Below are 23,569 nucleotides of genomic sequence, written 5' to 3'. Positions count from 1 at the left end.
AGCCGCTTTAGTGGTGTCCTTTGGCGATATCTCCATCAGCTGGGCGGGAGAAATAAGAAGCCATCCGGAACTGCTCCGGTCCGGAATCGACAGCGCTTACTTACTTCGCCGTCCGGGCCTACTCTTGATCATCATTCCCGGACTTGTCAATGACCCCGCCGCAGGACGATGTGGCCGTCCCGCTATTCGTTAAGACCCGCACATGCAGCGCGGAACTTACCTTGTGTTCACGCGCCTTCTCGGTTCAGCTGGCCGGAATTCGCGCCCGCCCAGTGCCGGCGCAGTGCCGTCAATGCGACGTGAATAGCCGGTCGACGGTCGGCCTGCGAGCGCCAGATGGCCGAAATTCGACGGGAGGGCGGGGGCTGCATCGGGACGACACGGACGGTGGGCGGCAGGGTGCCGCGACCGAGCCGGGGCAGCATCGCGACGCCCAGACCCGCCGCCAGTAAGGCCACTTGGGACTCGTATTCCTCGATCTGGTAGGCAATGTCCGGTTCGACGCCGAGGCTGGAGAAGGAACGCACCAGCCACTCATGGCACATGGCCCCGGAGCCCTGCCCGATCCACCGCTCTGCCTGCAGGTCGTGCGGGTTCACCACGTCCCGGTCGGCGAGTGGGTGCCCGGCCGGCAGGGCGACATCGGCGATGTCCTCGCCCAGCGCGGCGACCGACAGCGAAGTGGGCAGCGTCAGCGGGGTGTTGTGCCAGTCGTGCACGACCGCGAGATCCGCCTCCCCCCGTACGACCAGGCTGATGGCGCGGTTGGGGTCGGATTCCAGCAGCCTGCAATCCAGGGCGTGGTGGCGGGTGGCGACGCCGGCGAGGGCGGCTGCGGCGAAACCGCGGCAGGCCGTGGGGAACGCGGCGAGCATCAGCCGTCCGGTGGGCTGGTCGCGCTGTTCCTCCAGGCGTGAGCGAGTCCGCTCCAGCACCGCCACGACCTCGTCCGTCGCCTCCGCGAGCAGCCAGGCCGCGGGCGTGAGCGCCACCTTGCCGCCCTGTCGGTCGAGCAGTTGGGAGCCGGTCTCGCGCTCCAGCTTGGCGATCTGCTGAGAGACGGCGGACGGCGTATAGCCCAGTGCGGCGGCCGCACCCGTCACCGAGCCGTGGGTGGCCACGGCACGCAGGGCGCGCAGGCGGTTGAGGTCGAACATGAAGCGATGCTAATACCCCACCTTCAGAAACATTCGCTGGCCCTTACAGGCAACGACTGTTGTGATGGAGCATCCCGAAGTAGTGCGTTCCCAGGAGTCATTGGCATGAAGCCCGTACACGTTGCCTTGGCGGTGGTCGTCGCCGCCGTATGGGGCGTGAACTTCGTTGTGATCGATGTCGGGCTGCGCGACTTTCCACCGCTTCTCTTCTCCGCGGTGCGCTTTCTCCTGGCGGCGCTCCCCGCGGTCTTCTTCGTCGGGCGGCCAAGGGTCGCCTGGCGCTGGGTGATTGCGGTCGGCGTCACGCTCGGCATCATGAAATTCGGGATGCTGTTCATCGGTATGCACGCGGGGCTCCCCCCGGGACTGGCCTCCCTGGTGCTCCAGGGCCAGGCGGTGTTCACCGTGCTTTTCGCCGCGGTACTGCTGAAGGAACGCGCCCGGCGGGCGCAGATCGTCGGCATGGTCATCGCCTCGGTGGGTATCGTGCTGGCCGGGCTGGATTCGACGGCCGGCACACTGGCCGGATTCCTGCTGGTCGTGGGCGCGGCGGCGTGCTGGGGCCTGTCCAACATCGCGATGCGGAAGGCCAGTCCGCCGGATACCTTCCGCTTCATGGTCTGGGTGAGCGTCGTACCCCCGATCCCACTCGCACTCCTCTCCGTGCCCTTCGAAGGCTGGGACGCGGACCTGCGAGCACTGCAACATCTGAACCTCAGCGGAGTGGGCGCCGCACTCTATGTGGCATGGGGCGCGACACTGTTCGGATTCGCCGCCTGGGGATATCTCCTGCGGACGTACAACGCACCGACCGTTGCCCCGTTCTCGCTCCTCGTCCCCGTATTCGGCCTGGCCGCCGCCTGGATTTTCCAGGGCGAGCGCATGACCGTACTGACCTTCTGCGCCACGGCACTTGTCATCACCGGTATCGCGGTGGGGATGGTGCGCCGCTCGAAGAAGCCGATGGCACCTGAACCCGAGCCGACGGCCGTAACGGCTGCCGCACCCTGAATCTGTGAACCGACGGAACGTCAATAGCCCAGAAGGGCCGCCCTTTTGCAGGTCATCTGGTCACAGCCGAGGGCGGCGAGTGGGTCAGAAGTCCAGGTCAGGGAATTCGTCCTCCAGGTCAGGCTCCGAATCGAGGACCGGCCGGCAGGGGCCGGTGCTGGCGCGCAGTGTGATCAGCGGTTTCAGCAGGATGTGCCGGGGTGACGAGGCCGGCGAGGTGAGCCGCTCCACCATCAGGTCGACGCCGATCCGGCTCATCTCCTTGGCCGGTATCTCGGCCGCGGTCAGCGGCGGGCTCACCTCTTCCGCCCAGCGGCTGGCTGCCACGCCGACGACCGAGAAGTCGCGCGGTACGCTGCGGCCGTGCCGGGTCAGCCCGCGGTAAATGCCTTCCAGGGCGGCTTCGTTCATGACGACCAGGGACGTGGTGGCCGGATCGTCCTGCAGGATCCGTTCCACGACGTCCTCCCCGGCGCCGACATCGTCGCCGCTGGGGTACGCACGCGCGGTCAGGTCCATCTCCGTCATCGCCTCGGTGTAGCCCTCGTTCCCGAGCAGCGCGTATCCGTACCCGCTGCTGACGATCTGCTCCGACTTGTTGACGAAGGCGATGCTGCGGTGGCCCAGTTCGGTCAGGTGCCGCACGCATCCGCTTGCCAGGCCGGCGAAGTCGAGATCGACCCAGCCGACCCGGTCGGTTCCGCTGTTCCGGCCGATGGTGACGAAGGGGAAGGCCGCTTCCGTCAGATGCTGGATGCGGTCGTCCTCCCGGCGGACCTCCATCACGATGACGCCGTCCACCCGCCGTTCGCTGACCATCCGCCGGAACGCGGGGTCCTTGCCCGACTTACAGGGCGTGAGCAGCAGGTCATAGCCGTATGTGGTGGCGGTTTCCGCCACCCCGCCGACGAAGGCGAGCTGCACCGGCGGGTAGTCCCGGTTGGCGCCGGACGGCGGGTAGAGCAGGGCGAGCGTATGTGTCAGGTCGCGGGCCGCGGTACCACTATGGGCCTGGGCGCCGTGTCCTGTTGACAGGTTGACTGTGCGCTCCGTCATGGTCCGTTGGCCGGTAGACGTTGTTCGGCCCAGATGGTCTTGCCGGTGGGGGTGTGGCGGGTGCCCCAGCCTTGGGTCAGCTGGGTCACCATATGCAGTCCTCGTCCCCCTTCGTCGTAGGTGCGGGCCCGGCGCAGATGGGGGGAGGTGCTGCTGGCGTCGGAGACCTCGCAGATCAGGGTCCGGTCACGGATCAGCCGTAGCCCGATGGGGGCGTCCCCGTAGCGGATGGCGTTGGTGACCAGCTCGCTCACCACCAGCTCGGTGATGGACGCTGCGTCGGTGAGCCCCCAGGTCGCCAGCTGACGCGAGGCCTGTGCCCGGGCATCGGCCACGATGGCGGGATCCGACGGCAGCGACCAGGCGGCGACCTGATCGGTGTGCAGGGCACGGGTGCGCGCCAGGAGCAGCGCCACGTCGTCGGCGGGGCTCTCGGGCAGCAGGGCTTTGAGGATGATGTCGCAGGTGACGTCCAGCGAGGGCTCGGCGGAAGCCAGGGCTGCGCAGAGTCGTTCAAGGCCGACACCGAGATCTTGGCCGCGGGCTTCGATCAGGCCGTCGGTGTAGAGGGAGAGCAGGCTTCCCTCGGGGAGTTCCAGCTCGGTGGGCTCGAAAGGCAGGCCGCCGACGCCCAGAATCGGCCCCGGGGTGAGCTGGACGACGCTGGCCGTGCCGTCGGGGAACAGCACGACGGGTGGGACATGTCCGGCGCTGGCCATGGTGCAGAGGCGGGAGACCGGGTCGTAGACCGCGTACAGGCAGGTCGCGCCGATCTGACCGGGGTCGGGCGCGTTCCGGACGTCGTTGTCCGAGGTCAGGTGGCTGACCAGTTCGTCGAGGTGGGTGAGCAGTTCGTCCGGAGGCAGGTCGACTCCGGCGAGCGTGCGCACCGCTGTACGCAGTCGGCCCATGGCGGCCGAGGCATGGATGCCATGGCCGACCACGTCGCCGACGACCAGCGCGACGCGCGTGCCCGACAGGGGGACCACATCAAACCAGTCGCCGCCCACTTCGGCCCCCCTGCCGATCGGCAGATAGCGGTGCGCCACCTCGACGGCAGCCTGCTTGGGGAAGTGACGGGGCAGCAGACTGCGCTGGAGGGTCAGGGCGTTGGCGCGTTCCCGGGCGAAACGGCCCGCGTTGTCCACACTGCCGGCCGCCCGGCTGGCGAGCTCCTCGGCGACGAGCAGATCATCCTGCTCGTAGGGTTGCGAGCCTTCCGCGCGGGCGAAGACCACGACTCCGAGGGTCAGGTCCCGCGCTCGCAGCGGGGTAGCCATGATCGAGTGGAATCCGTGCTCCGCCGCGGGAGCGGATCCCCCCACGCCGGCGGCGACCCATTGGGCGAAGTCGGGGTCGTCTGCTCCGCACACCACCGTTCGACCGCTTGTCAGGGCACGTGCGGGGGGTGAGCGCGGAGGACAGGTGTCGGCCTCGCCGATCTCGGTGTCGGCTTCGGGCACCCCGTCGGCGGTCTGGTGCGCGACCCGGCGCAACACCACGGCGGCGTCGGCCGGACCGGGCGGCGGTTCCTTCCCGCGGGTCACGGAGTCGAGCAGGTCCACAGTGACGGAGTCGGCGAACCGCGGGACGGCCAGGTGGGCGAGTTCCTGAACCGTGCGCCGCACATTCAGGGTGGTTCCGATACGGCTGCCCGCTTCGTTGAGCAGGGCCAGGCGCTGCCGTGCGGCAACCTGCTCGGTGCTGTCGAACGCCGCGGCGCCGACACCGGCCACCTGACCGGTGTCGGGGCTGCGGACGGGCCACATCTCGATGGTCCAGGCACGCCGGTGAGCGGTCGGCGTAGCCGGTGCAACGTGCTCGTAGCGGCTGGGCCTGGCCTCCTCGGCGACCCGGCGGACGCAGCGCAAAAATCCCTCGTCGGCGCGGCCTGCGCCCAGCAGGTCCGAGTAGGGCCAGCTGCCCGCGTCAGCCGCCTGCCCCTGCCCCTGTCCCTGCCTGGATTCGACAGCTGCGGCGTGCCCTGCGGCTGTCTGCGCCCCGTCGCCGTCAGTGGGGCTGCCCGTCATACGCCCGGTCGGCGAGGGCTGCTCACTCCCGTGCGCGATCGCGTTCCACTGCCATGAGCGTGACGTGGTGCTGTAGGTGGAGAGCGCGACGGAGGACTGGGTGAACGCCCACTCCACCATCAGTCGGTCGGGCTCCGCCTCGCCCGCATCCGCGGTGGCGGTCACGACGAACGCCTGGGGTGTTTCGTCGTCACTGAATGTCGGATGAAGGTGCAGGGGCAGATCGACACGGTGGCCATCCCGGTGGCGGACGGCCGCTGTGCCGCTCCACTCCCGGGCTTCGCTCAGGCAGGGCCCGAGCACCGCGGGGTACTCCCCGTTGATCAGGAGATCCGCGACGGGGTGCCCGACAACCTCCGGGGGGCGATAGCCCAGCAGTTTCCGAGCCCCTTCACTCCACCCTGTGACCGTGCCCCCCACGCTGATGATGGCCATGGGGACATGGTTCAACCACCCAGAGTGACCATTTTCCCCCACGGAAGTGGCCATTCTTGCTCATTTCACCCGAGCGCCATTACTCACAGTCCCATAGTGCCTGCGCGATAAGAATCGAACAAGCTGCGCTGAAACTCAGGGACCGCGGCGGATCCGGTCGGAGATCAGCCCGGAAACCTCACCTCCAGCGTGGAGCCGCGACGTACGAAGACGGGGATGGATTCCAGGGGAGCGTCAGCTGTGATGGTCTGGCCGCCGTCATGATCAGTTCCTGTGGTGGCGGCCCGCCAGTCGGCACCGGCCGGCAGGTAGACCCGGCGGCGGCGTTCACCGAGTCGGGTCACCGGGGCGATCAGCAGGTCCGGGCCGCACAGGAACTGGTCCTCGACCGTCCACGCGGCCGGATCGCCGGGAAAGTCGAAGAACAGCGGCCGGATGACCGGTGCACCGGAGTCGGCTGCGGAGACCATCTGACGGTGAAGGTACGCACGAAGGTCCTGGCGTAGCCGCAGCTGCCGGGTCAGGATCCGGTAGGCATCCTGCCCGTAGGACCACAGTTCGTTGGGGCCCCCGCTGTGGCCGGCAGGGATGGCGTCCCGCGGTTCGCGGTGGCCGTGCATCCGCAGCAGCGGGCAGAAGACGGCGAACTGGAACCAGCGGATGAGCAACTCCCGGAAATCAGGGTCGTCCGGGTCGCCACCGTGGAAACCGCCGATATCGGTGGTCCACCACGGAATGCCGCTCAGGCCCGCGCTCAGCCCGGCGCACACCTGCGCCGCGAGTGCCTCGAAGGTGGCCGGGATGTCACCCGACCACAGAGCCGCCCCGTAGGCCTGACTGCCGGACCAGGCGGAACGCACCAGACTGACGGGAACGTCTTCGCCCTCGGCCCGCATATGCTCGAAAAACCCGCGCACATGTTCGCGCGGATACAAGTTGGCCACCGCCCGGCCCGGCCCCGCCGCGTAACGCAGGTTGCCGAATTGTTCGGGGTACATCTCTGGTTCGCAGGCGTCCAGCCACCACAGCCGGAAGCCGAGATCGTAGTAATTGCGCTTGATACGGCTCCAGATGTAGTCACGAGCCCGCTCGTCGGTGGGGTCGTAGAACACCACGGGCAGCGGCTTGTCGCCGACCTGAGTGTCGGGGAAGACATGCTGGAAGGGCTGGCCGTGCTCCGTTCCCAGCAGCAGCTGCTCATCCCGCATGTGGCGGTAGTTCTCGCTCACGAAGCTGACGGACGGCCACACGGACACCAGCGGCCGTACGCCCATGCTCGCCAATTCCGCCACCATCCCGGCCGGGTCGGGCCAGTCGGTTGCATCGAAGCGCCAGTCGCCCAGATGCGGCCAGTGGAAGAAGTCCACGGCGATGACCGACAGCGGAAGTTCCCGGCGCCGGTATTCGCGAGCGACGTCCAGCAGTTCCTCCTGTGTCCGGTAACGCAGGCGGGACTGCCACAAGCCCAGGGCCCATTCCGGCAGCACGGGAGCGTGTCCGGTGGCATCGGCATAGTTGGCCATGATTGCGGCGGGAGCCGGACCGGTGGTGACCCAGTAGTCGATCTGATCGGCGGCGTCGGCGACCCACCGGGTTTGATTGGCGGCCAGCTCCACACGTCCGACGGCGGGCAGGTTCCACAGCAGCCCGTAGCCGCGGGAGGAGAGGGTGAACGGGATGGTGACCTCCCCATTGCGCTGCACCAGGTCGATCACCAGGTGCTTGTGGTCGAGGCGCCCGTGGGAGTGCTGGCCCAGCCCGAAGAACTGTTCACCGTCATAGGCGGCGAAGCGCTGGGCCAGCTGATAGCGGCCCTCGCCGACCGGTGTGAACGTGCGGGGACCCGGCCAGGCGAAGTGGCCTACGGACTCCCGCAGCAGCTCAGTTCCGTCCTGCGTACGCGCGAAACGCAGATGGCCCTGGGGAGACAGCTCCACGCGCAGCCGCCCGACGGTGAGGATCCGGCTGCCGTCAGGTCCCACGCCCAACTCCGCGGCCACGGCCGCAGGGGGCGCACTCAAGGCTCCCGGCAGGCCGTCGCGCACCCGATGCCGGGCCGAGCGCACCCGGACACTGTCGGCTCCCCAGGGCTCCACCCGCAGTACGTGCTCGGCGTCACCGAACTCAAGGCAGACGGCCGGAGGGGAGAAGGCGGGAGTCCGGGAGCTGGTCCCGGCTGCGTCGGACGTGGCGGCGGAGGGTGCGGGCCTTGTGCCGTCGGGCGGAGACATGCTGCTCCTTTCTACAGGGCTGTTGTACGGGTCAGGGGCGGTGCAGGGGTGCGGGTAGCGGTTTACGGCGCGGTCAGTCCCTGACCGCTTCATTGGTGACTCCGGCAGCGATATGCCGCTGGGCAATGGTCAGCAGCAGCGCGGCCGGTAGGGCGGAGATGACGGCGGTGGCCATCACCGAGTTCCAGATGGTGATATTGGTGCCGCCACCGATGTAGTCGTACAGACCCAGCGTGATCGGCTTCCACGTGGTGGTGTTGAGATTGAGCGTGGTGGCGAACAGGAAGTCGCCCCATGCGAAGAGGAACGCGAAAAGGCCGGAGGTGATCAGCGCGTTGCGGGATATGGGAAGCACGATCCGCCAAAAGGTGCGTACCACGCCCGCACCGTCCAACGCCGCCGCCTCCAGCAGGGACCGGGGGATGGCGGTCATAAAGGCCCGCAGGATGAGCACGGCGAAGGGGACGGCAAGGGTGGCGTCGGCCAGGATCAACGCCAGGGCCGAGTTGAGGATCTGGACCGAGGCGAAGATCCGGTACAACGCGTTGGCCATGACGATGCCGGGCACGAGTTGGACGACCAGCAGAACGCTCAGAAGCGTCCTGCCGCCCGGGGAGCGCAGCTGCGCCAGCGCGTAGGCCGCCGGTGCGGCCAGGGTCAGCGTCAAGGCCGTGGCGCCCGCGGCGATGATCAGGGACGCCAGCAGATGGCCCCCTTGCTGGGAGAGCGCGTCCCGGTAGCCGTTGAGCGTGCCGCCGAGGGGCAGCCAGTGCGGTGACGGCCGGGCCAACTGCTGATTGGTCTGGAAGGACGCGTTCACCATCCAGTACAGCGGGAACAGCATGACGGCGACGACGGCGACACCGAACGCGGATTTCGCCCAGGTGACCACGGCCGTCCGGCTCCGCCCGCCACGGACCGAGGCGGGCCGGGTCCGGGCAGCGCGGGCGGCGGTCATGCGCGGGCTCCAGGATCAGCGCGCAGCGCGCGCAGGTACAGCAGGGCGAAGACGGCGGCCACGACGATGAGCAGATCACCCGCGGCGGCCCCGAGCCCGAACTCCGACAGCCCGCCGAAGGACAGCTGGTAGGCATAGGTGGTGATGGTGTGGGTGGCGTTTGCCGGGCCGCCCTTGGTCATCACCCAGATCACGTCGAAGACCTTGAGCGTGTAGATCAGGCCGAGCGTCACGACGATGCCGATCACGGGGCCGATCTGCGGCAGGGTGACATAGCGGAACTGCTGCCGGCGGCCGGCGCCGTCCAGGGAAGCCGCTTCATACAGCTCCGCCGGGATGGCCTGCATCCCGCTGTGGAGGATCACCATGTTGAACGGCACACCGATCCAGATGTTGCAGATCAGCACCGCCGCCATCGCGGTGTGGGGGGTGTTGAGCCACGGCACCGGGGCCTGGATCAGATGGAGGGTGAGCAGGATCTGATTGACGACGCCGTTGCTGGTGTCGAGCAGCCACCGGAACAGCGTGCCGGAGACGACCAGGGGCAAGAGCCAGGGGATCAGCATGAGCGACCGCAACAGCGGGCTGAGCGGGAACGAGTGGCGAAAGAACTCGGCAAGTCCCAGGCCGATCGTGAACTGGAAGAAGAGTGAGCCCGCAACAAAGACCACGGTGTTCACGACGGCAGTGGCAAAGGCGGGGGTGCTCAGCAGGCGGCGGTAGTTGCCGAGGCCGATGAACGGGGCGTTGCCGCTGTAGAGGGAATTGATGTCGTAGTCCTGGAAGGACAGCACCACATTGCGGGCCAGCGGATAGAGATAGAACACCGCGACGAAGACGACGACCGGCACGATGAATCCGATCCCGAGCCGTCGGTTGCGAGCCGCCGGAGCCACGGAGCGGTCCGGCGGCGGTCTTTTGCCGCCGACGACCGCCGCCGAGTTCTTGGGCGCTGCCGGAACCACGGCTATCTTTCCGGGAGGGTGGCCGTCGGCGTGTACCACCCACGGGTCGGCGGCTCGGCACTCATTGCGTCGCCTGCTTCTGTGCGTCAGTCAGCGCCACGCCGGGCGACTTGCTCCCTGACAATGCTGCCTGCACGGCGGTCCACAGCGCCTGCGAGTACTTCGGATAGTCCGGCCCGACTTCCGCCGTGCGGCTCTTGGCGCTTCCGATGGTCTCCACGAAGGTCTTCATCGTGGGCACAGCGGCACTGAATTCCGCGGCCACTTTCGGGTCGGACGGCACGTAATTGGTGAGCTTGGCCCACTCCAGACTGTTTCCCTTCGACACCAGGCACTTGATGACCTCGGCTGCCTTGCGAGACTTGGCACCACTGCTGCCGGCCGCCCACACCTCACCGCCGAGCGCACCGGAGGAGGTTCTCCCGGCCGGTGCGGGCACCGGCACGATGCCGAAATCCTTCATGCCTGCCTTTCGTAGCAGGGGAATCTCCCAGGGACCATTGATCATCATAGCCAGCGAACCGTTGGTGAATTGCTCCCCGACATTCATCTGATTCCAGCTGAGCACGTCCTTGGGCGCCGAACCGGAGGAGACCAGGTCCTTCAGGAGGGTCAGCGCCGACACGGCCTCCGGTGAATCGAGCTTCTTCAGGGAAGCGCCGGCGCTGAAGAAGAAGGACTCGAACTGGAAACTGCCTTCTTCGGTGGCCGGTACGGCAAAGCCGATTCCGTGCACCTTGTCGTCCTGAGTCAGCTTCCTGGCCGCGATGCGCAACTCATCCCACGTGGCAGGCGGCTTGACGCCCGCCTTCGCCAGCATCGACGTGTTGTAGTAGAGCGCCAACTGGTTCACACCGGGCGCCACACCGTACGTCTTACCCCGGTATTTACCCGCGGCGACGATGTTCGGATACAGTCCGTCGGTTTTCACACCGGCCGCACCGAGGTCGACGAGCGCTCCCGTGGCGGCGAGCTGCTGGAGGTCAGGATTGTCCAGGAGAATCAGGTCCGGCAGCGCCCGACTGTTCGCCAACTGGAGCACTTTTGTACGCAGGTCCGGCACAATCTGCCGCTTGATGGAAACCCCCGCCAGTGCCCCGCACCGAGTGAGCTGCTTGGCCAGCGCACTCCGCCCGGGTTCCGAAATATAATAATCCATTTCAGTCAGAGTGGTCTTGCCGCTGCCTTTTGTGGGCCTGGGTGGCGAGCCATCGCCGCCGCAGGAAGTCAGCAGCAGGCCGGCTGCGGTGACCGTCGCCGTCAAAGCCCCGACTGACCGGGTGCGACGGCATTTAACGGTGGTGCGCATGGCGGCTCCAACGAGAAATCGGTGCGCAGACACTGCTCCTGGGTATGCCGGGATTGTGGCGCAGAGCTCGTCGAGTCATGAGGCAGCGCGCGGGGTGACACCCGTACGGCATCCCGACTGGGCACCGTGCTGTGAGAACACCATCATCGCGAAGGTGACAGTGCTTCCGTTGATCTTGATGTGAGCGGCTGGCGGTTCTCGCAAACAGCTCAGCGCGGGGCAGGTTCGAATAGTTCGATGAGGTTGCCGGCCGGGTCGGCGAGCAGGATCTGGCGTCCACCAGGGCCCGCGATGACGTCGCTGCGGAAGGACAGCCCGGCGGCGCGCAGTTGGTCGATCTCGGTGTCGAGGTCGTCGACAAGGAGATGGATGCGGTTGCGGCCCGGCGCGCCGGCGTCATCGGGCGTGGCCCTGGCGCCGGAGCTTTCCGGCCCGGACAGCAGCAGCCGCAACGGGCCGCGGACCACGTCGGCGAAAGCGGGCGCGGGGTGGGTGTGCAGAGTGAAGCCGAGGTGGGTGGTGTAGAAGTGGACCGCGGCGGCCACGTCGTCGACGATGTAGCGGACGCCGGCGAGCTCGTCGGGTGTGCTCACGGTTGGATCTCCCGGTTCGTGGCGCGGGCGAGGGCGGGCGGCAGGTGATGGACGCGGGTGCCGGTCTCCGCCGTCAGGTCCCTGAAGGCGGGTGGCTTGCCTGGTCGTGGTCGCCGGCAGCAGCCGGGCCGCGGATGCTCCAGTGGATCAGTCGCCGCTTGTTCACGTCGAACACCTTGACATGCTGGGCCAGCGGATAGCGGGACAGCCGCACCGTAACCGATGAGCCCTTCGACCGAATCCGCTCCGAGAGTGCTCTTCCCGCCCCGTGTTTCCGTCGGCTACTTGGCCAGGTAGCCACCGTCGACCACATGGTCGCTGCCCGTCACGTACGAGGCGTCGTCGGACACCAGGAACGCGATGAGTGCGGCGACTTCGGCCGGCTGCGCGGTGCGCCGCAGGGGGACGGTGGTGAGGAGACGGTCGGTGGCTCCGGGCGGCAGCGAGGTGACCATCGGGGTGTCGACGACGCCTGGCGACACGGACACGACCCGGATGCCCTGGTCGGCGTATTCGCGCGCCGCGGTCCGGGTCAGGGCGAGGACACCCTGCTTGGCGGCGGCGTAGGCGGCGTGCCCTCGGAAGGCCGCATGTGCGGCGATGGAGGCGAGGTTGACGATGACGCCGCCCGTGGTGGCCATCGCGGGAAGCTGGCAGCGCATCGCGTGGAAGACGCCGTACAGGTTCACCCTCATGACGGTGTCGAAGTCGGCGGGCGGGAGTTCGGCCAGGGGGCTCAGGGGCCCGTTGATTCCGGCGCTGTTGACCGCGATCCGCAGGCCGTCGCGCAAGGTGGCGGCTTCCGTGACGACGCGGGTGACGCTGTCCGGGTCGGTGACGTCGATGCGGCGGGCCAGGGCGGTGCCACCGGCCGCGGTGATCTGCCGGGCCACACGGGCCGCCCCGTCCTCGTCGAGGTCCGCGACCACCACCACAGCACCTTCCGCGGCCAGCCGCCGGGCACACGCGTCGCCGATCCCGGAGGCGCCACCGGTCACCAGGGCGACCCGGTCCCGCAACCGGCCGGGCTGCGGTCCGCCGTCTGACATCTGTGCGGGCACCGGCATGTGTGACTCCTGGCAAGGGGAGGGGCAGGCGGAAGAGGCCGTGCCGTGCGGATCAGGACGGGCGGGCATGCGCCGTGAGCGGCAGCCGGTCCGGGCGCAGAACGGTGCCGACCAGGGCCCGCACGGGGGTGGAGTCGGCAGGTGTCAGGCGCCGGTGAGCGGTGAACGCGACCAGCGCCAGCATCAGTTCGGTCCAGGCGAAGTCTTCCCCGATGCACAGTCGGCTGCCTGCTCCGAAGGGCAGATAGGTGTGACGCGACGTCTTCGCGGCGTCGGCGTGCGACCAGCGCTCAGGCTCGAAGTCGTCCGGGTTCTCGTACAGCTGCGGATCGTGGTGCAGGGCGTACGGGCTGAAGAACACCTCGGCGCCAGGGGAGAGCGATACCCCGCCGAGGGTGACGGGCCGCACCGCACGGCGCATCAGCAGCCACGACGGTGGATGCAGCCGCAGCACTTCGGTCAGCACCCTTCGTGTGTGGACCAGGGCGGGAAGATCCTCGATGCCGGGAGGCCGTCCGGCGAGAACGGTGTCGAGTTCGTCGTGGATCCGCCGCTGGACGTCGGGGCGGCGGGAGATCTCGTACAGCGCCCAGGCCAGGGACGCACTGACGGTGCCGGTACCGGCCAGGAACAGGGTGATGAGTTCGTCGGTCACTTCGGCGTCGGTCAGGGAACCGTCCGGGCCACCGGTGGCCAGGAGCATCGAGAGCAGATCGCCGCGGTCCCGGCCGTCGGCGCGGTAGGTCTCGATGATGCGGTGCTGGACGGCCACCAGCCGGCGCAGCGGCCCGGCCTGCGGCGGCCGCCAGCCGACCGGCAGCGGGAGGCACTCCGCCCAGGCCTGCAGCGGGGAGAGCGCAAGGCGCATCGCGTGGTACTTGACGGACAGCCAGTCCCGGACAGCGGTGCGCAGTTCCGGGTCCTGAGGATCCGCGAAGAGGGTGCGCAGCAGGATGTCGAGCGTCAGGTGGTGGATCTCCGGCACCAGGTCGAGCGTGGTGCCGGGCTCCCAGGCGGCGGCCCGTGCCAGCGACCTTTCGGACATGATGCGGGCGTAGCCGGCGATCCGTTCGTGGTGGAAGGCCGGTTGCATCAGCCGGCGGTGGCGGAGGTGGCGGTCGCCGGCGGCGGTGATCAGCCCGTCGCCGAGCGGCTCACGCAGGGCGTCGAACATCGCGCCCTTGTCGAAGGCGCGCGCCTGCACGGTCAGCAACTCCCGGACGATTTCGGGAGAGTTGACGGTGTGTACCTGCCGTGGGCCGATGTAGATCCTCGTCACCGGGCCGTGGTGCCGCAGCCCCCGGACGAAGCGCAGCGCGTCACGGTGGAACCACGGGGCATGCCCGGCCAGCGGCACGCGGCCGGGCGCGACGGGGGCTCCGGTGGGGGCATCGGCGTCGGTGTGTCCCGGTCCGCCGGTGAGCCGTGCGCCGCTTCTGCCCCTGCCGGACCGTGTCGTTCCCGGCCACATGTCAGTCCTCCTTGTGAGCGGAGGCGGTGGGCCCCACCGCCTGGTGGAGGCGGCGCTGCCCGGCAAGGAGGCCGCCGACGGCAAACGCCTGGGTGTGGGTGGGGTAGTGCGTCAGGAGCGGTCGCGGGCCGTACATGAGCGGTACGCCCGGCCAGGTGCCGTCGTCGCGCTGGTTCTCCACGAGGTAGTCGAGCCCCGGCGCCCAGTGTTCCTCGTGGAGCAGACCGCCGTGTTCCAGGGCCGTGAGCGCCAGCCCCGTCGCGGCAGGAGTGCTCGGGCCGGTCACTTCGACGGGCCAGCCACCATCGGGATTACGGCATGTGGCCAGAGTGCGGGCGGCGGGATGGCCGCCCTCGGGTACGGCCGCAGCGAAGGCGGGAAGGACCTCGGCGGTGGCGTACGGCAGTCCCCGGTACCACCCGGGGTGCCAGCATCCCTGCTCGCGGAGGCGTTCGGCGAGCCAGTCACGCGCTGCGGCCAGTTGCACGCGATGGCGGTCGGAGTGGCGGTCCAGTGCGGTGACGACATGGGCCACCACGTCGTCCACCGGCGGGTCCCCGGCGGACTGCCAGGTCCGCCAGAGACCGTCCGCCGTCTGCTGCCGGGCCAGGTGATGCAGCCCGGCCCGGAGCGTCGTACCGGGCGCGCCGCTTGCGCCGCCCAGAGCGATCAGGACGGCCGCGGTGGTGTCGTTGTCGGACTCGACGCCCAGGCGGTACGGCCAGCCGCCGTCCCGGTTCTGTGCCGCGACCAGGAACGCGACGGCGGACGGCAGCCCGTGGCGTTCGAAGGCCGTCGCGCCGTGAAAGGCACGTATGGTCAGCGCGGTGTCCCAGACGTCGCTGGTGGAAAAGCGCCAGGTTCCGTCCGGGAGTTGACTGGTGAGAAGGTACTCCGCACAGCGGCGGGCGGCAGCCGTACCGGGGTCGGCGGCCTGGAGCGCGAGTGCCGCGAGAGCGGTGGTGACCGGATTACCGAAGAAGTCGCCCGACGGGGATTGCTGGTCGGCGACCATACGGGCGGCGTGCCGGGCGGCTATCCGGTCGCCGAAGTGGGTCTCCACCAGTGCGTGCGCGGACCAGAGTTCCACCCGGGTCCAGCGTTTGAGCTGCCCCTGGGCCGCGACAGCGGTGGCCAGTTGGGTGCGCAGCGCGGCGGGACCGGTACCGCCGCTGGTTGCTCGGCCCGTGTAAAGGGCGAGGGCCTGGAGGAGCCGGGCGCGGGCCGACAGCGCCCGGTCCGCGAAGAAGGGATGGCTCACGTCGATGGGGCCGCCGGTGTCCAGAGCCAGCGACAGCAGTGCGGTCTCCACGGCATGGGCCACCGGATGGTGGTTCTGCGGGGCGGCGCCGTGGGCGAGCCACGCCCGGCCCCGTTCGGCGGCTCGGACGGCGCCGAGGTGCGGAGAGCGTGCCAGGGCCAGCGTGCACAGTGCGGTCTCCGTGATGCGAGGGGCGGGGGTGGCCAGCCATGAGCCGTTGTCCCGCTGGGTGGAGAGCGTATGCCGGGTGGCAAGGGCAAGCGCACGGCTCACACGTGTGGCGAGGGTGGGCGAGAGCTGCGCGTCCGGAACGGACGGTAACGCAGGTCCTGTTGACATCTGACCCCTGTCTTCCCTGGTTCCGCTGACGCTTTGTGATCGTGACTCATGTGTGGGTGTGACTAATGCGTGGACGTGACTCACGCGTGGCCGTGACTCATGGGTGACTCATGGGTGGGTGTGATGCATGCGGCGGTGTGAGGCACCGTGTGGAGGACGGTCCGAGGTGTGGCCGGGCCGCCGGCCCGGCGAGGCGACGCGGCTGCGGGCAGGCGCACCGGCCCGGGCCCGGGTGCGGGCCGAAAAGGCTCGGACCGCCGGAACACGCACGAGCGCGGGACGTAGCCTGACGCCGTGGACACTTCGCGGCCGCTCGGCCACCCTCCCCGGGAGATCGTCTCCATAGCGGACACATGCTCCACCGCATTGCAGAGCATGCCGCGATTGGAGATCTGGCTCAAAGAGCTCGGGCTGCCCGTGGACCCCGCGCTGGTTCCCCTCATGTGCCTTCAGACGGCGTTCTTCACCCCTTGGCTGCCTCCGGAGACCTGCTATCAGCTGGCCCGGCTCACGGTCTGGCTGATGGCGATCGACAACGTCCTGGACGCGCCGGATGCAGCGGACGCGGCGACTCGCACGGGCCCGGACGGGGCCCCGACCCGCGTCCGGGCCTGGCGCCGGGTCCTCGCGGGGCACGACAACGACGGCGTCAGCGAGGGCGTCAGCGACCGCGACAGCGATGGCGTCAGTGACGGCGTCAGCGACGACCCCATCGCGCGCGCTCTGGCGGAGATCGCCCGGGATCTGGACCGCGAGGGCCGACCCGAACTCACCGCCGTCTGGCGGAAAAGCATGCATCAGACGCTCATCGGCATGCAGTGGGAACGGGAGGCGGCCCGGACAGCGGCCGCCGGTCGCGGCGTCACCGGGCTGACGGACTACCTACAGCACGGCGCCTGGACCATCGGCGTCGAACAGCAGGTCACCGCCCTGTGGGCCCTCATGGACGAGCCGGGGTTGTCCCGGCGTCTTCCCCTGCTGCTCGGCGCGCTGCGCGAGGCCGCGACCGCCATCCGTCTGCTCAACGATCTGCGCGGCCACCAACGGGAACAGTCCGAGGGGAAGACCGACGCGCTCGCGCTCGGCCTGACCGAACAGGAGGTGTCCCGGCGCGCCGAGGCAGGGCTCGAAAACTGCCGGCGGGCTCTGGCTCCGCTCACCGCGGCCGGGTACGGTTCCGCGGTGGCACTGGAGCGGGTGGCGCTCTGGCATGCGCGGATGTACCACCACTTCGATCCCGTACGGCCCGGCCAGGCGGCCACCGCACCCCTTCCGGGCGGATCGGGCAGCGCCGCCCCCGCCCGGCACTCACCGTTCGTCCCCCAACCGAGGGAGGCCCCGGCCATGAGCATCGAGCAGGAGGTTCTGGACGTCATCGCGTCCGGAGGACAGTGCGACAACACGAAGCTGACGGAGCTTTTCGACCGGCTCGAACCGGTCGACACCGATCTCCTCATCGGCACCTGGCAGGGCGGTGGCTTCGAGCACACCAGCGAGAACGCCGCGCTGCTGGCGAAGATGCGGTGGTACGGGAAGCGGTTCGTCGACGCCGATCACGTGGAGCCGCTGCTGTGCCGCGACGAGGACGGGACGGTCTTCTCGTACGAGGAGATGGGCCTCGCCACGTTGCGTGAGGTCGTCCACCGCGGCAAGCAGTCCACGGCGATGGTCTATGACCAGCTGCCCATCATCGACCATTTCCGCCGGCTGACCGACAACGTCCTGCTGTGCGTGATGGACAAGAAGGAATCTCCCACCGACTTCTTCTTCCACCTCACCCGGGCACCCGCATCGCTGCCCGGGTCAGCCATCGATGGCAGCTAGTGGCCGAGGAGCGGGGGAGCGCCAGTACTCGACGCGTGACGGAGAGTCCTTTGCCCTGCACCAAGGCGAAGCCGCCCCACGGCGGTTCAGGCGACCGGCTTCGTACGAATGACCGTCACGTCCAGGTGCAGTTCATCACCGGGCACCGGCATTCCGGCCCAAGAGGCAAGCAGGGCAAGGAGGTTAAGGGTCCGCTGCGGTGCGCACGTGATGTACGGAAAGCCGTCCGGGCCGTCGGTCAGGTAGGTCAGCGTCGCGCGGGCGGCGGCTTCGGCGTCGGCGGCATGCTGACCGGCCGCCACCGGGACAGGTTTGCCGGTGCCGGAGACGAAGGCCTCGGCGAGCAGGAGGCGGGCCTGCCCGGCGGCGAACCGCTCAGGCCGGGTGGTCGCGCTCGATTCCGGCGCGAGGGCATGCAGACGGGAGAGCATCCATGCGGTCTGGGCGACCCCGGTGGCCAGCGCTCCGGCGCCCGCAGCGGCCGACCACGGCCGGTTGCCCTCCCCGCTGCGCGCACGGCCCAGCACGCGCCACGCGTCGCTGTCCGGAGCGGGGACAGGAATGGCCATGGGCGCTTCCACGGCCAGGACCGCGCGTCCCTCGTGGGCCAGAGACTGCGACAGTGCCTGCACGGCGCCTTCCGGGTCGTCGCCACAGGCGACCGCGGCAGGCTCCAAGGAATCGACGGCAACCCAGGCGAACTTGGACGGCGCTTTCACCGAGCCGATGTCCACACCTACGACACGCATGAGATCTGCCCCCTTTGCCGGCTGACCCGCAGGCCGGGGTCGTGAGGCACTTTGCGGGTCCAGAGCTGCCCAGCAAACCCGGCCCCGCAGGGCGATGTTCCAGCACAGTCTGCCGCACGGCCTGCTCCACTCAAGCCGGTTGGGGCAAGCGACCACGGCTCACCGGACGGCCGGGCGACAGCCAGTGGCCGGGGTGCCGCAATTTTTACCGTGCCCAACGTTTAGTGATCGTTTATTGCGGCTCGGCAGGATGTGAAGTGTCGAGAAGGATCCTTCACAGGGGACGGTATGGCCAAGCTTTATCTGGAGAAGCTCAAGTGCGTCACGACTGAGGGCTGGAGCGGCTCCGACGAGCCGAGGCTTGTGGTCCAGAACCGTGGCACCGTGTGGAACGGGACGGTGCTGGGAGACCGGATGTACACCGTCAAGTACGACTGCGACTTCACGGGAACGATCGCCGTCTCTCTCGGGGAGGCCGGCGGCACAGCCGGGGACGGCAGGCCCGGGGAGCAGTGGATCACGGATACGCCTGGTGAGCGCAGTCTGCGCTTCAGGGCGGATGGTGCTGAGTACAACCTGCTGTATGCGGTGGAGTAAGGGTTGTCCCGTAGCTGCTGGCCACCGATGAGACGATCTTGTGGCCGATGGCCGGTGGCTGGTGTGATCGCGGCGCCGCCTACAGCGACCGATGAGGGGCGCTGTCGGTACGTACGTGCGCACGCACCCCTTGCAGGCCGAACAGGATGAGAAGCTCGACCACGCCGCCTTCGGCGCTGCCCAGCCAGTGGGGCAAGGATGTGTCGAACTCGGCTGCCTCACCCGGCGGTAGCGTCAGGTCGCGCTCGCCGATCACAAGCCGCAGGCGTCCGTTGAGGACGTAGAGCCATTCGAAGCCTTCGTGTGTCTGCGGGGTCGGTTCGAGTGGTTCGGGCCGGGCGGGGATGATCATCTTGAACGCGTGTACCCCGCCCGGCTGCCGGGACAGGGGCACGAACGTCATCCCGAACCGCGCGATCGGCTTGAGGTGTATCCGGGGGTCGCCGGTGCGCGGGGCGCCGACGAGGTCGTCCAACGGAACGTCATAGGTCCGGGCCAGCGGCAGCAGCAACTCCAGGCTCGGCCGACGCTGCCCGCTCTCCAGCCGGGACAGCGTGCTCTCCGATACGCCGGTCGTCGCCGCGAGGGCGGCCAGGGTGATGCCCCGGTCACGACGCAGCGTACGAAGCCGCGGCCCCACCGCGTCGAGCACTTCGTCGTCCGTACTGCGATCCATCAGACCATCTTGCCGTAACCGCAAGATTCCGTGCCAGATCGTGCGGTGCCTGGCAAGACTGAGCGCATACCGACACGAGGAGCCTTGATGAGCACCAATAATGCGGTCGCGTTCTGGGACGGCGTCTACGCGGCCCGACCGGCAGCCGATGGCCCGCAGCCGAATGTCCGCCTTGCCGAGATGGTGACGGACCTGCCGCCCGGCGACGCGTTGGACCTCGGATGCGGCGACGGCGGCGACGCGCTGTGGCTCGCCCGCCTGGGGTGGCACGTCACCGCCGTCGACATCTCGGCCGTGGCGGTCGAGCGGCTCGCCGCCCTCGCGCGCTCACACGGCCTGGACGACCGCGTCACGCCCGTGCGGCACGACTTGCACCAGTCCTTCCCACCCGGCGGATTCGACCTGGTCTGCGCCCACTACCTGCACACCCCCTTTGACCTGGACCGGGCAACCGTCCTGCGCTCGGCCGCGCACGCACTGCGCCCGGGCGGGCGGCTGCTGGTCGTCGACCACGGCTCGGCCGCGCCGTGGTCGTGGAACCAGGATCCCGACATCCGCTACCCGAGCCCGCAGGAAGTCGCCGCGGGTATCGACCTCGCCCCGCAGACATGGACGGTCGAGCGGGCCGACACACCCCGCCGGACCGCGACCGGACCGGACGGGCGCACCGCCGAGGTCACCGACCACGTCCTTCTCATCCGCCGCACCCCCTGACACGGCGGCGACGCCCGCCCCGGACAACGGAAGGGAGACCACGATGCCCAGCACCACGCCCCGCAATCGCCGCCGCGACACCCCGCCGCCCCGGACCGGAAGCAACGAGACCGAGGTCCTGCGCGGATTCCTCAACTACCTCCGGACCTCGATCGCCGCGAAGGTCGACGGCGCCCCCGAACCGCAGGTGCGCACAGCCGCGGTGCCGTCGGGCACGAACCTGCTCGGCCTGCTCAACCACCTGACTTGTGTCGAGCGCTCGATGTTCCTCGGGGACGAAGTCACCGACTGGCAGGCGACGTTCCACGCCGCACCGGCGGACAGCGTGGCCGATGTCGTCGCCCGCTACCGAGACGCGGTCAAACGCGCGAACGACGTTCTCGACGGGTGCACCGATCTGGGCGCACCGGTTCCCCGACCGCGGTCGGACCGCCCCGCTCCCAGCATCCGCTGGGCACTCACCCACATGATCGAGGAGACCGGCCGACATGCGGGCCACGCGGACATCCTCCGCGAACTCATCGACGGCACTGCCGGCCGCTGATCCCGCGTCGACCGCGTCCTCTTGGCCGGGGACGCCGCCCGCATCCACTCACAGGAGCCCTCTCCCATGCACACATACGACGTCACGGTGACTACCAGCGCCTCGCCGGAAACCGTCTGGAAGCTGCTGGTCGACGCCGCAAGCTGGCCGCGGTGGTCCAAGGTGGACAGTCTGGACACAACTCGGTCGGTCGACCTCGACCCCGGTGGCGACGATGGGGTGGGTGCCGTCCGGGCCTTCCGGACGGGGCGCGTCGTGACGGGGGAGCGGCTGACCGAGAAGGTCGAGCGACGCCTCCTGGCCTATGAAGACGCGTTCAACTCGTCGATGCACCACTATCACGCGCGCATCGAGCTGAAGCCGACAGCGAGTTCAGGCACGGTCATCCACTGGTACGGCGAGTACGAGACGAGCTGGTTGATGGGCTGGGTCATGCCGCGCTACCTCCAGAAGTTCATGCAGGGCATGGCGGACGGGCTGGCCCGTTACGCCGAGGAGCGCAAGCCGGATCAGTGATGACGGCGCCGCAGCGTGCGTTCAGCTTCGCTCTCTCCCCATGTGCAGAACACGATCGAGCGCTGCCCGGCCGGCGGGTCCCCATGTCGGCTTGCCGCCAGGAAGGCCCCGGTCTCCGTTCTGGCCCATCAGCATGAGGAACAGGCTTTTCAGCGCAGCCAGCCCGCGGGCGCGCCGGACCGTCGCCTCGTCCGCATGCGCGTACACGTCAAAGAACCGTGCGGCGCCACCGGCGGGAAGGACCACCCATGCGGCCGCGAGGTCCCACGCGGGATCGCCGGCGCACATGTCACCGAAGTCGACCACTCCCGAGAGCGTCCCGTCCGAGACGACGACGTTGGCGGGATGAAGGTCACCGTGCACCCACACCGGCGGGCCTTCCCACTCGGGGGCCGCGACGGCGTCATCCCAGACGGCCCGGACCTCGTCGGCGACGCCGTCGAGGGCAACGGCTTGCAAGAAGTAGTCGAAGCCCTCCGTGTACTTTTTGGGGTGGGCGCCGCGGTCCGCACTGATCGGCGCGTCAGCGGGCGCCTGCACGTGGAGCGCTGTGAGGAAGTCCGCCAGAGTGTCGGCCGCGTGGTCAGTGCGGCTGATCGAGGTGACGTCCAGTGGTTCGCCGGGAACCCACGTCATGATGGTCCAGGGCTTCGGGAAGCGCGCGGACGGTGCACCGATCCGTACAGGGTTCGGGACCGGGAGCGGCAGGCGCGGGGCCAGGACGGGCAGCCACCGGCACTCCTTGCGCTGGAGGTCCGGGGCACGGTCTGAACGCGGCATGCGCACAGCCAACTCGTTCCCAAGGCGCCACTGCTGGTTGTCCCAGCCGCCCGCTACTTCGCGGATGGCCAGTCCTGCCAGGTCCGGATGCTGCTCCCGCAACAGGTCATGGACCAGGTCTGCGGTGATCTCGCTCTCGGAGTCGGTCATACGAAGCCACAGTACTGGGGCAGGCGGCAACTCTGGCTCCGCTCGTGAGCCGCGGCTGGACGATCCTGCTGTGCGGCGACTGACTGCCGGCGCCCTCTCGCATGAAACCCTCGCGCGTGCCGCCGTCCGGGGTGATGAAGTAGCCCGGTGACCAACCACGATGAGGCGGCGGCTGTCCGACCGTTGACCCTGGCTTGGGTGAGCCGGCACCTGGAGGCCGGCGAACGGATCGTCAGGACCGAGGCACTGCACGGCGGCATCACTGCCGAAATGCGGAGGCTGACCATCGGCACGCGGGACGGAGGCACCCGTGACCTGGTGCTGCGGAGCTTCGTCGACCCGTTCTCCGTGGGGCACGCCGAGGACTGGCTGAACAGGGAGGCCGGCGCCCTGGCCCTGCTCACGGGGACCGGCGTGCCCGCTCCTGGACTGGTCGCGGTTGATCCGACCGCCGCGCATGGCGAGTATCCGTCGCTCCTGATGACCCATCTGGCGGGCCGGGCGGTTCTCGACGATGAGGGGTTGGAGACGCGCGTTCCTCTGCTGGCCCGTCAACTCGTCGCGATCCAACATCCTGGGGCCCGGCGGATCTCGATGTGGCGCACTGCTCCACCAACCTCGCGCTGCTGCACGGCCCGGCGTGGGGTCTGCGGTTCGCTGCGGCGTATGAGGAGGCCGGCGGGGTGCTGGCCGAGGCCGCGAGCGAGCGGCTGTACTGGCAGGTGCGGGACGGGCTGGCGTGCTCAGAAGAAGTGCAGCAGGTGGCGCGGCCATGGCGTGAGGCTGGGAGGACTGAGCTGACGACGCGAGCCGTGGGGGAGCGGCTGGATGCCTACGTCACCGCCCTGATGGACGCGCTGGGCTGAGCCAAGGCGGTCCGGGGTGCGGTCCCGGCGGACGGTGTCAGGAGCGACCACCCATGAAGCGGCCGACCGCAGTCCTGCCCGCAGTCGACCTCGCAGTCCAACACCCAGAGCGTCATGCTCAGCTACCTGCCGGTTGGACCGCCGTGCGTCAACTGCGCTCCCACCTGCGCCGGTTGAGGTGCCCGCTACTGGACGCGGCGCCGGAAGGTCACTACTCTGAAATCGAACTAGTCGAGATTTGGAGTAGAGGGTTGGCGTGACTACGGGATG

Annotated in this window: 20 protein-coding genes and 1 pseudogene; 7 read left to right on the top strand and 14 right to left on the bottom strand. The window is 69.0% G+C overall.

The genetic code is table 11. The features are described from left to right. Positions 1–227: 227 nt before the first annotated feature. Positions 228–1,157, bottom strand: coding sequence for a LysR family transcriptional regulator (locus QT196_RS02495; protein ID WP_168477142.1), 930 nt, complete (start codon positions 1,155–1,157; stop codon positions 228–230). A gap of 105 nt (positions 1,158–1,262) precedes the next feature. Between QT196_RS02495 and QT196_RS02490 the strand changes: the two genes are divergently transcribed. Continuing rightward, the gene (locus QT196_RS02490; RefSeq protein WP_168477140.1) at positions 1,263–2,168 is read left to right on the top strand and encodes an EamA family transporter; all 906 of its coding nucleotides are present in this window, start codon (positions 1,263–1,265) and stop codon (positions 2,166–2,168) included. Positions 2,169–2,252: 84 nt separating this feature from the next. On the opposite strand, the gene QT196_RS02485 is transcribed toward QT196_RS02490, so the two are convergent. The 10 genes from QT196_RS02485 to QT196_RS02440 form a co-directional block, all read right to left on the bottom strand. Next, positions 2,253–3,224, bottom strand: a complete 972-nt coding sequence (locus tag QT196_RS02485) for a substrate-binding domain-containing protein (protein ID WP_290354232.1) — start codon at positions 3,222–3,224, stop codon at positions 2,253–2,255. Next, a complete protein-coding gene (locus QT196_RS02480) occupies positions 3,221–5,689 on the bottom strand; it encodes a SpoIIE family protein phosphatase (protein WP_290354231.1) in 2,469 nt (822 codons plus the stop codon). Before QT196_RS02480 ends, QT196_RS02485 begins: the two co-directional genes overlap by 4 nt. 164 nt (positions 5,690–5,853) lie before the next feature. Then, the gene (locus QT196_RS02475; RefSeq protein ID WP_290354230.1) at positions 5,854–7,920 is read right to left on the bottom strand and encodes a TIM-barrel domain-containing protein; all 2,067 of its coding nucleotides are present in this window, start codon (positions 7,918–7,920) and stop codon (positions 5,854–5,856) included. A gap of 73 nt (positions 7,921–7,993) precedes the next feature. After that, positions 7,994–8,764, bottom strand: a complete 771-nt coding sequence (locus tag QT196_RS02470; protein ID WP_323139170.1) for a carbohydrate ABC transporter permease — start codon at positions 8,762–8,764, stop codon at positions 7,994–7,996. Positions 8,765–8,874: 110 nt separating this feature from the next. Continuing rightward, on the bottom strand, positions 8,875–9,843 hold the full coding sequence (locus QT196_RS02465) for a sugar ABC transporter permease (protein WP_248000988.1): 969 nt from the start codon (positions 9,841–9,843) through the stop codon (positions 8,875–8,877). A gap of 61 nt (positions 9,844–9,904) precedes the next feature. Further along, positions 9,905–11,152, bottom strand: coding sequence for an extracellular solute-binding protein (locus tag QT196_RS02460; protein ID WP_290354229.1), 1,248 nt, complete (start codon positions 11,150–11,152; stop codon positions 9,905–9,907). 209 nt (positions 11,153–11,361) lie between these two features. Continuing rightward, positions 11,362–11,745, bottom strand: coding sequence for a VOC family protein (locus tag QT196_RS02455; RefSeq protein ID WP_168477129.1), 384 nt, complete (start codon positions 11,743–11,745; stop codon positions 11,362–11,364). A 281-nt stretch (positions 11,746–12,026) separates the two neighbouring features. Further along, positions 12,027–12,794, bottom strand: coding sequence for an SDR family NAD(P)-dependent oxidoreductase (locus QT196_RS02450; RefSeq protein WP_168483516.1), 768 nt, complete (start codon positions 12,792–12,794; stop codon positions 12,027–12,029). A 70-nt stretch (positions 12,795–12,864) separates the two neighbouring features. Beyond that, a complete protein-coding gene (locus tag QT196_RS02445) occupies positions 12,865–14,283 on the bottom strand; it encodes a cytochrome P450 (RefSeq protein WP_290354228.1) in 1,419 nt (472 codons plus the stop codon). A gap of 1 nt (position 14,284) precedes the next feature. After that, complete coding sequence (locus tag QT196_RS02440; protein WP_290354227.1) at positions 14,285–15,817, bottom strand: prenyltransferase/squalene oxidase repeat-containing protein; 1,533 nt, start codon at positions 15,815–15,817, stop codon at positions 14,285–14,287. Between the two features lie 360 nt (positions 15,818–16,177). Here QT196_RS02440 and QT196_RS02435 point away from each other — a divergent pair, with 360 nt between their 5' ends. Next, complete coding sequence (locus tag QT196_RS02435) at positions 16,178–17,707, top strand: DUF4334 domain-containing protein (protein ID WP_290354226.1); 1,530 nt, start codon at positions 16,178–16,180, stop codon at positions 17,705–17,707. Positions 17,708–17,793: 86 nt separating this feature from the next. Here QT196_RS02435 and QT196_RS02430 read toward each other — a convergent pair whose 3' ends face one another. Then, the gene (locus QT196_RS02430; RefSeq protein ID WP_168477123.1) at positions 17,794–18,441 is read right to left on the bottom strand and encodes a hypothetical protein; all 648 of its coding nucleotides are present in this window, start codon (positions 18,439–18,441) and stop codon (positions 17,794–17,796) included. Positions 18,442–18,744: 303 nt separating this feature from the next. Between QT196_RS02430 and QT196_RS02425 the strand changes: the two genes are divergently transcribed. Then, positions 18,745–19,053 carry a hypothetical protein gene (locus QT196_RS02425; protein ID WP_168477121.1) on the top strand — a complete coding sequence of 103 codons (309 nt, stop codon included), beginning with the start codon at positions 18,745–18,747 and terminating at the stop codon, positions 19,051–19,053. Positions 19,054–19,132: 79 nt separating this feature from the next. Here the strand turns inward: QT196_RS02425 and QT196_RS02420 are convergent, their stop codons facing one another. Continuing rightward, positions 19,133–19,729 (bottom strand): XRE family transcriptional regulator, encoded by a 597-nt coding sequence (locus tag QT196_RS02420; protein ID WP_290354225.1) that lies wholly within the window; start codon positions 19,727–19,729, stop codon positions 19,133–19,135. A gap of 87 nt (positions 19,730–19,816) precedes the next feature. Between QT196_RS02420 and QT196_RS02415 the strand changes: the two genes are divergently transcribed. The 3 genes from QT196_RS02415 to QT196_RS02405 all read left to right on the top strand — a co-directional run bounded on the left by QT196_RS02415 (position 19,817) and on the right by QT196_RS02405 (position 21,503). Continuing rightward, positions 19,817–20,443 carry a class I SAM-dependent methyltransferase gene (locus tag QT196_RS02415; RefSeq protein ID WP_290354224.1) on the top strand — a complete coding sequence of 209 codons (627 nt, stop codon included), beginning with the start codon at positions 19,817–19,819 and terminating at the stop codon, positions 20,441–20,443. A 43-nt stretch (positions 20,444–20,486) separates the two neighbouring features. Continuing rightward, on the top strand, positions 20,487–20,987 hold the full coding sequence (locus QT196_RS02410; RefSeq protein WP_290354223.1) for a DinB family protein: 501 nt from the start codon (positions 20,487–20,489) through the stop codon (positions 20,985–20,987). Positions 20,988–21,053: 66 nt separating this feature from the next. Next, complete coding sequence (locus tag QT196_RS02405) at positions 21,054–21,503, top strand: SRPBCC family protein (protein ID WP_168477117.1); 450 nt, start codon at positions 21,054–21,056, stop codon at positions 21,501–21,503. A 21-nt stretch (positions 21,504–21,524) separates the two neighbouring features. Here the strand turns inward: QT196_RS02405 and QT196_RS02400 are convergent, their stop codons facing one another. Then, complete coding sequence (locus QT196_RS02400) at positions 21,525–22,433, bottom strand: aminoglycoside phosphotransferase family protein (RefSeq protein WP_266735300.1); 909 nt, start codon at positions 22,431–22,433, stop codon at positions 21,525–21,527. A 147-nt stretch (positions 22,434–22,580) separates the two neighbouring features. On the opposite strand from QT196_RS02400, the pseudogene QT196_RS02395 reads away from it, so the two are divergent. Then, positions 22,581–23,299 (top strand): annotated as a pseudogene (locus QT196_RS02395) (hypothetical protein). Positions 23,300–23,569 lie beyond the last annotated feature (270 nt).

This window comes from Streptomyces sp. P9-2B-2 (assembly GCF_030406865.1).
Taxonomy (GTDB): Bacteria; Actinomycetota; Actinomycetes; order Streptomycetales; family Streptomycetaceae; genus Streptomyces; species Streptomyces platensis.
This window is presented reverse-complemented; position numbering and strand designations above follow the sequence as displayed.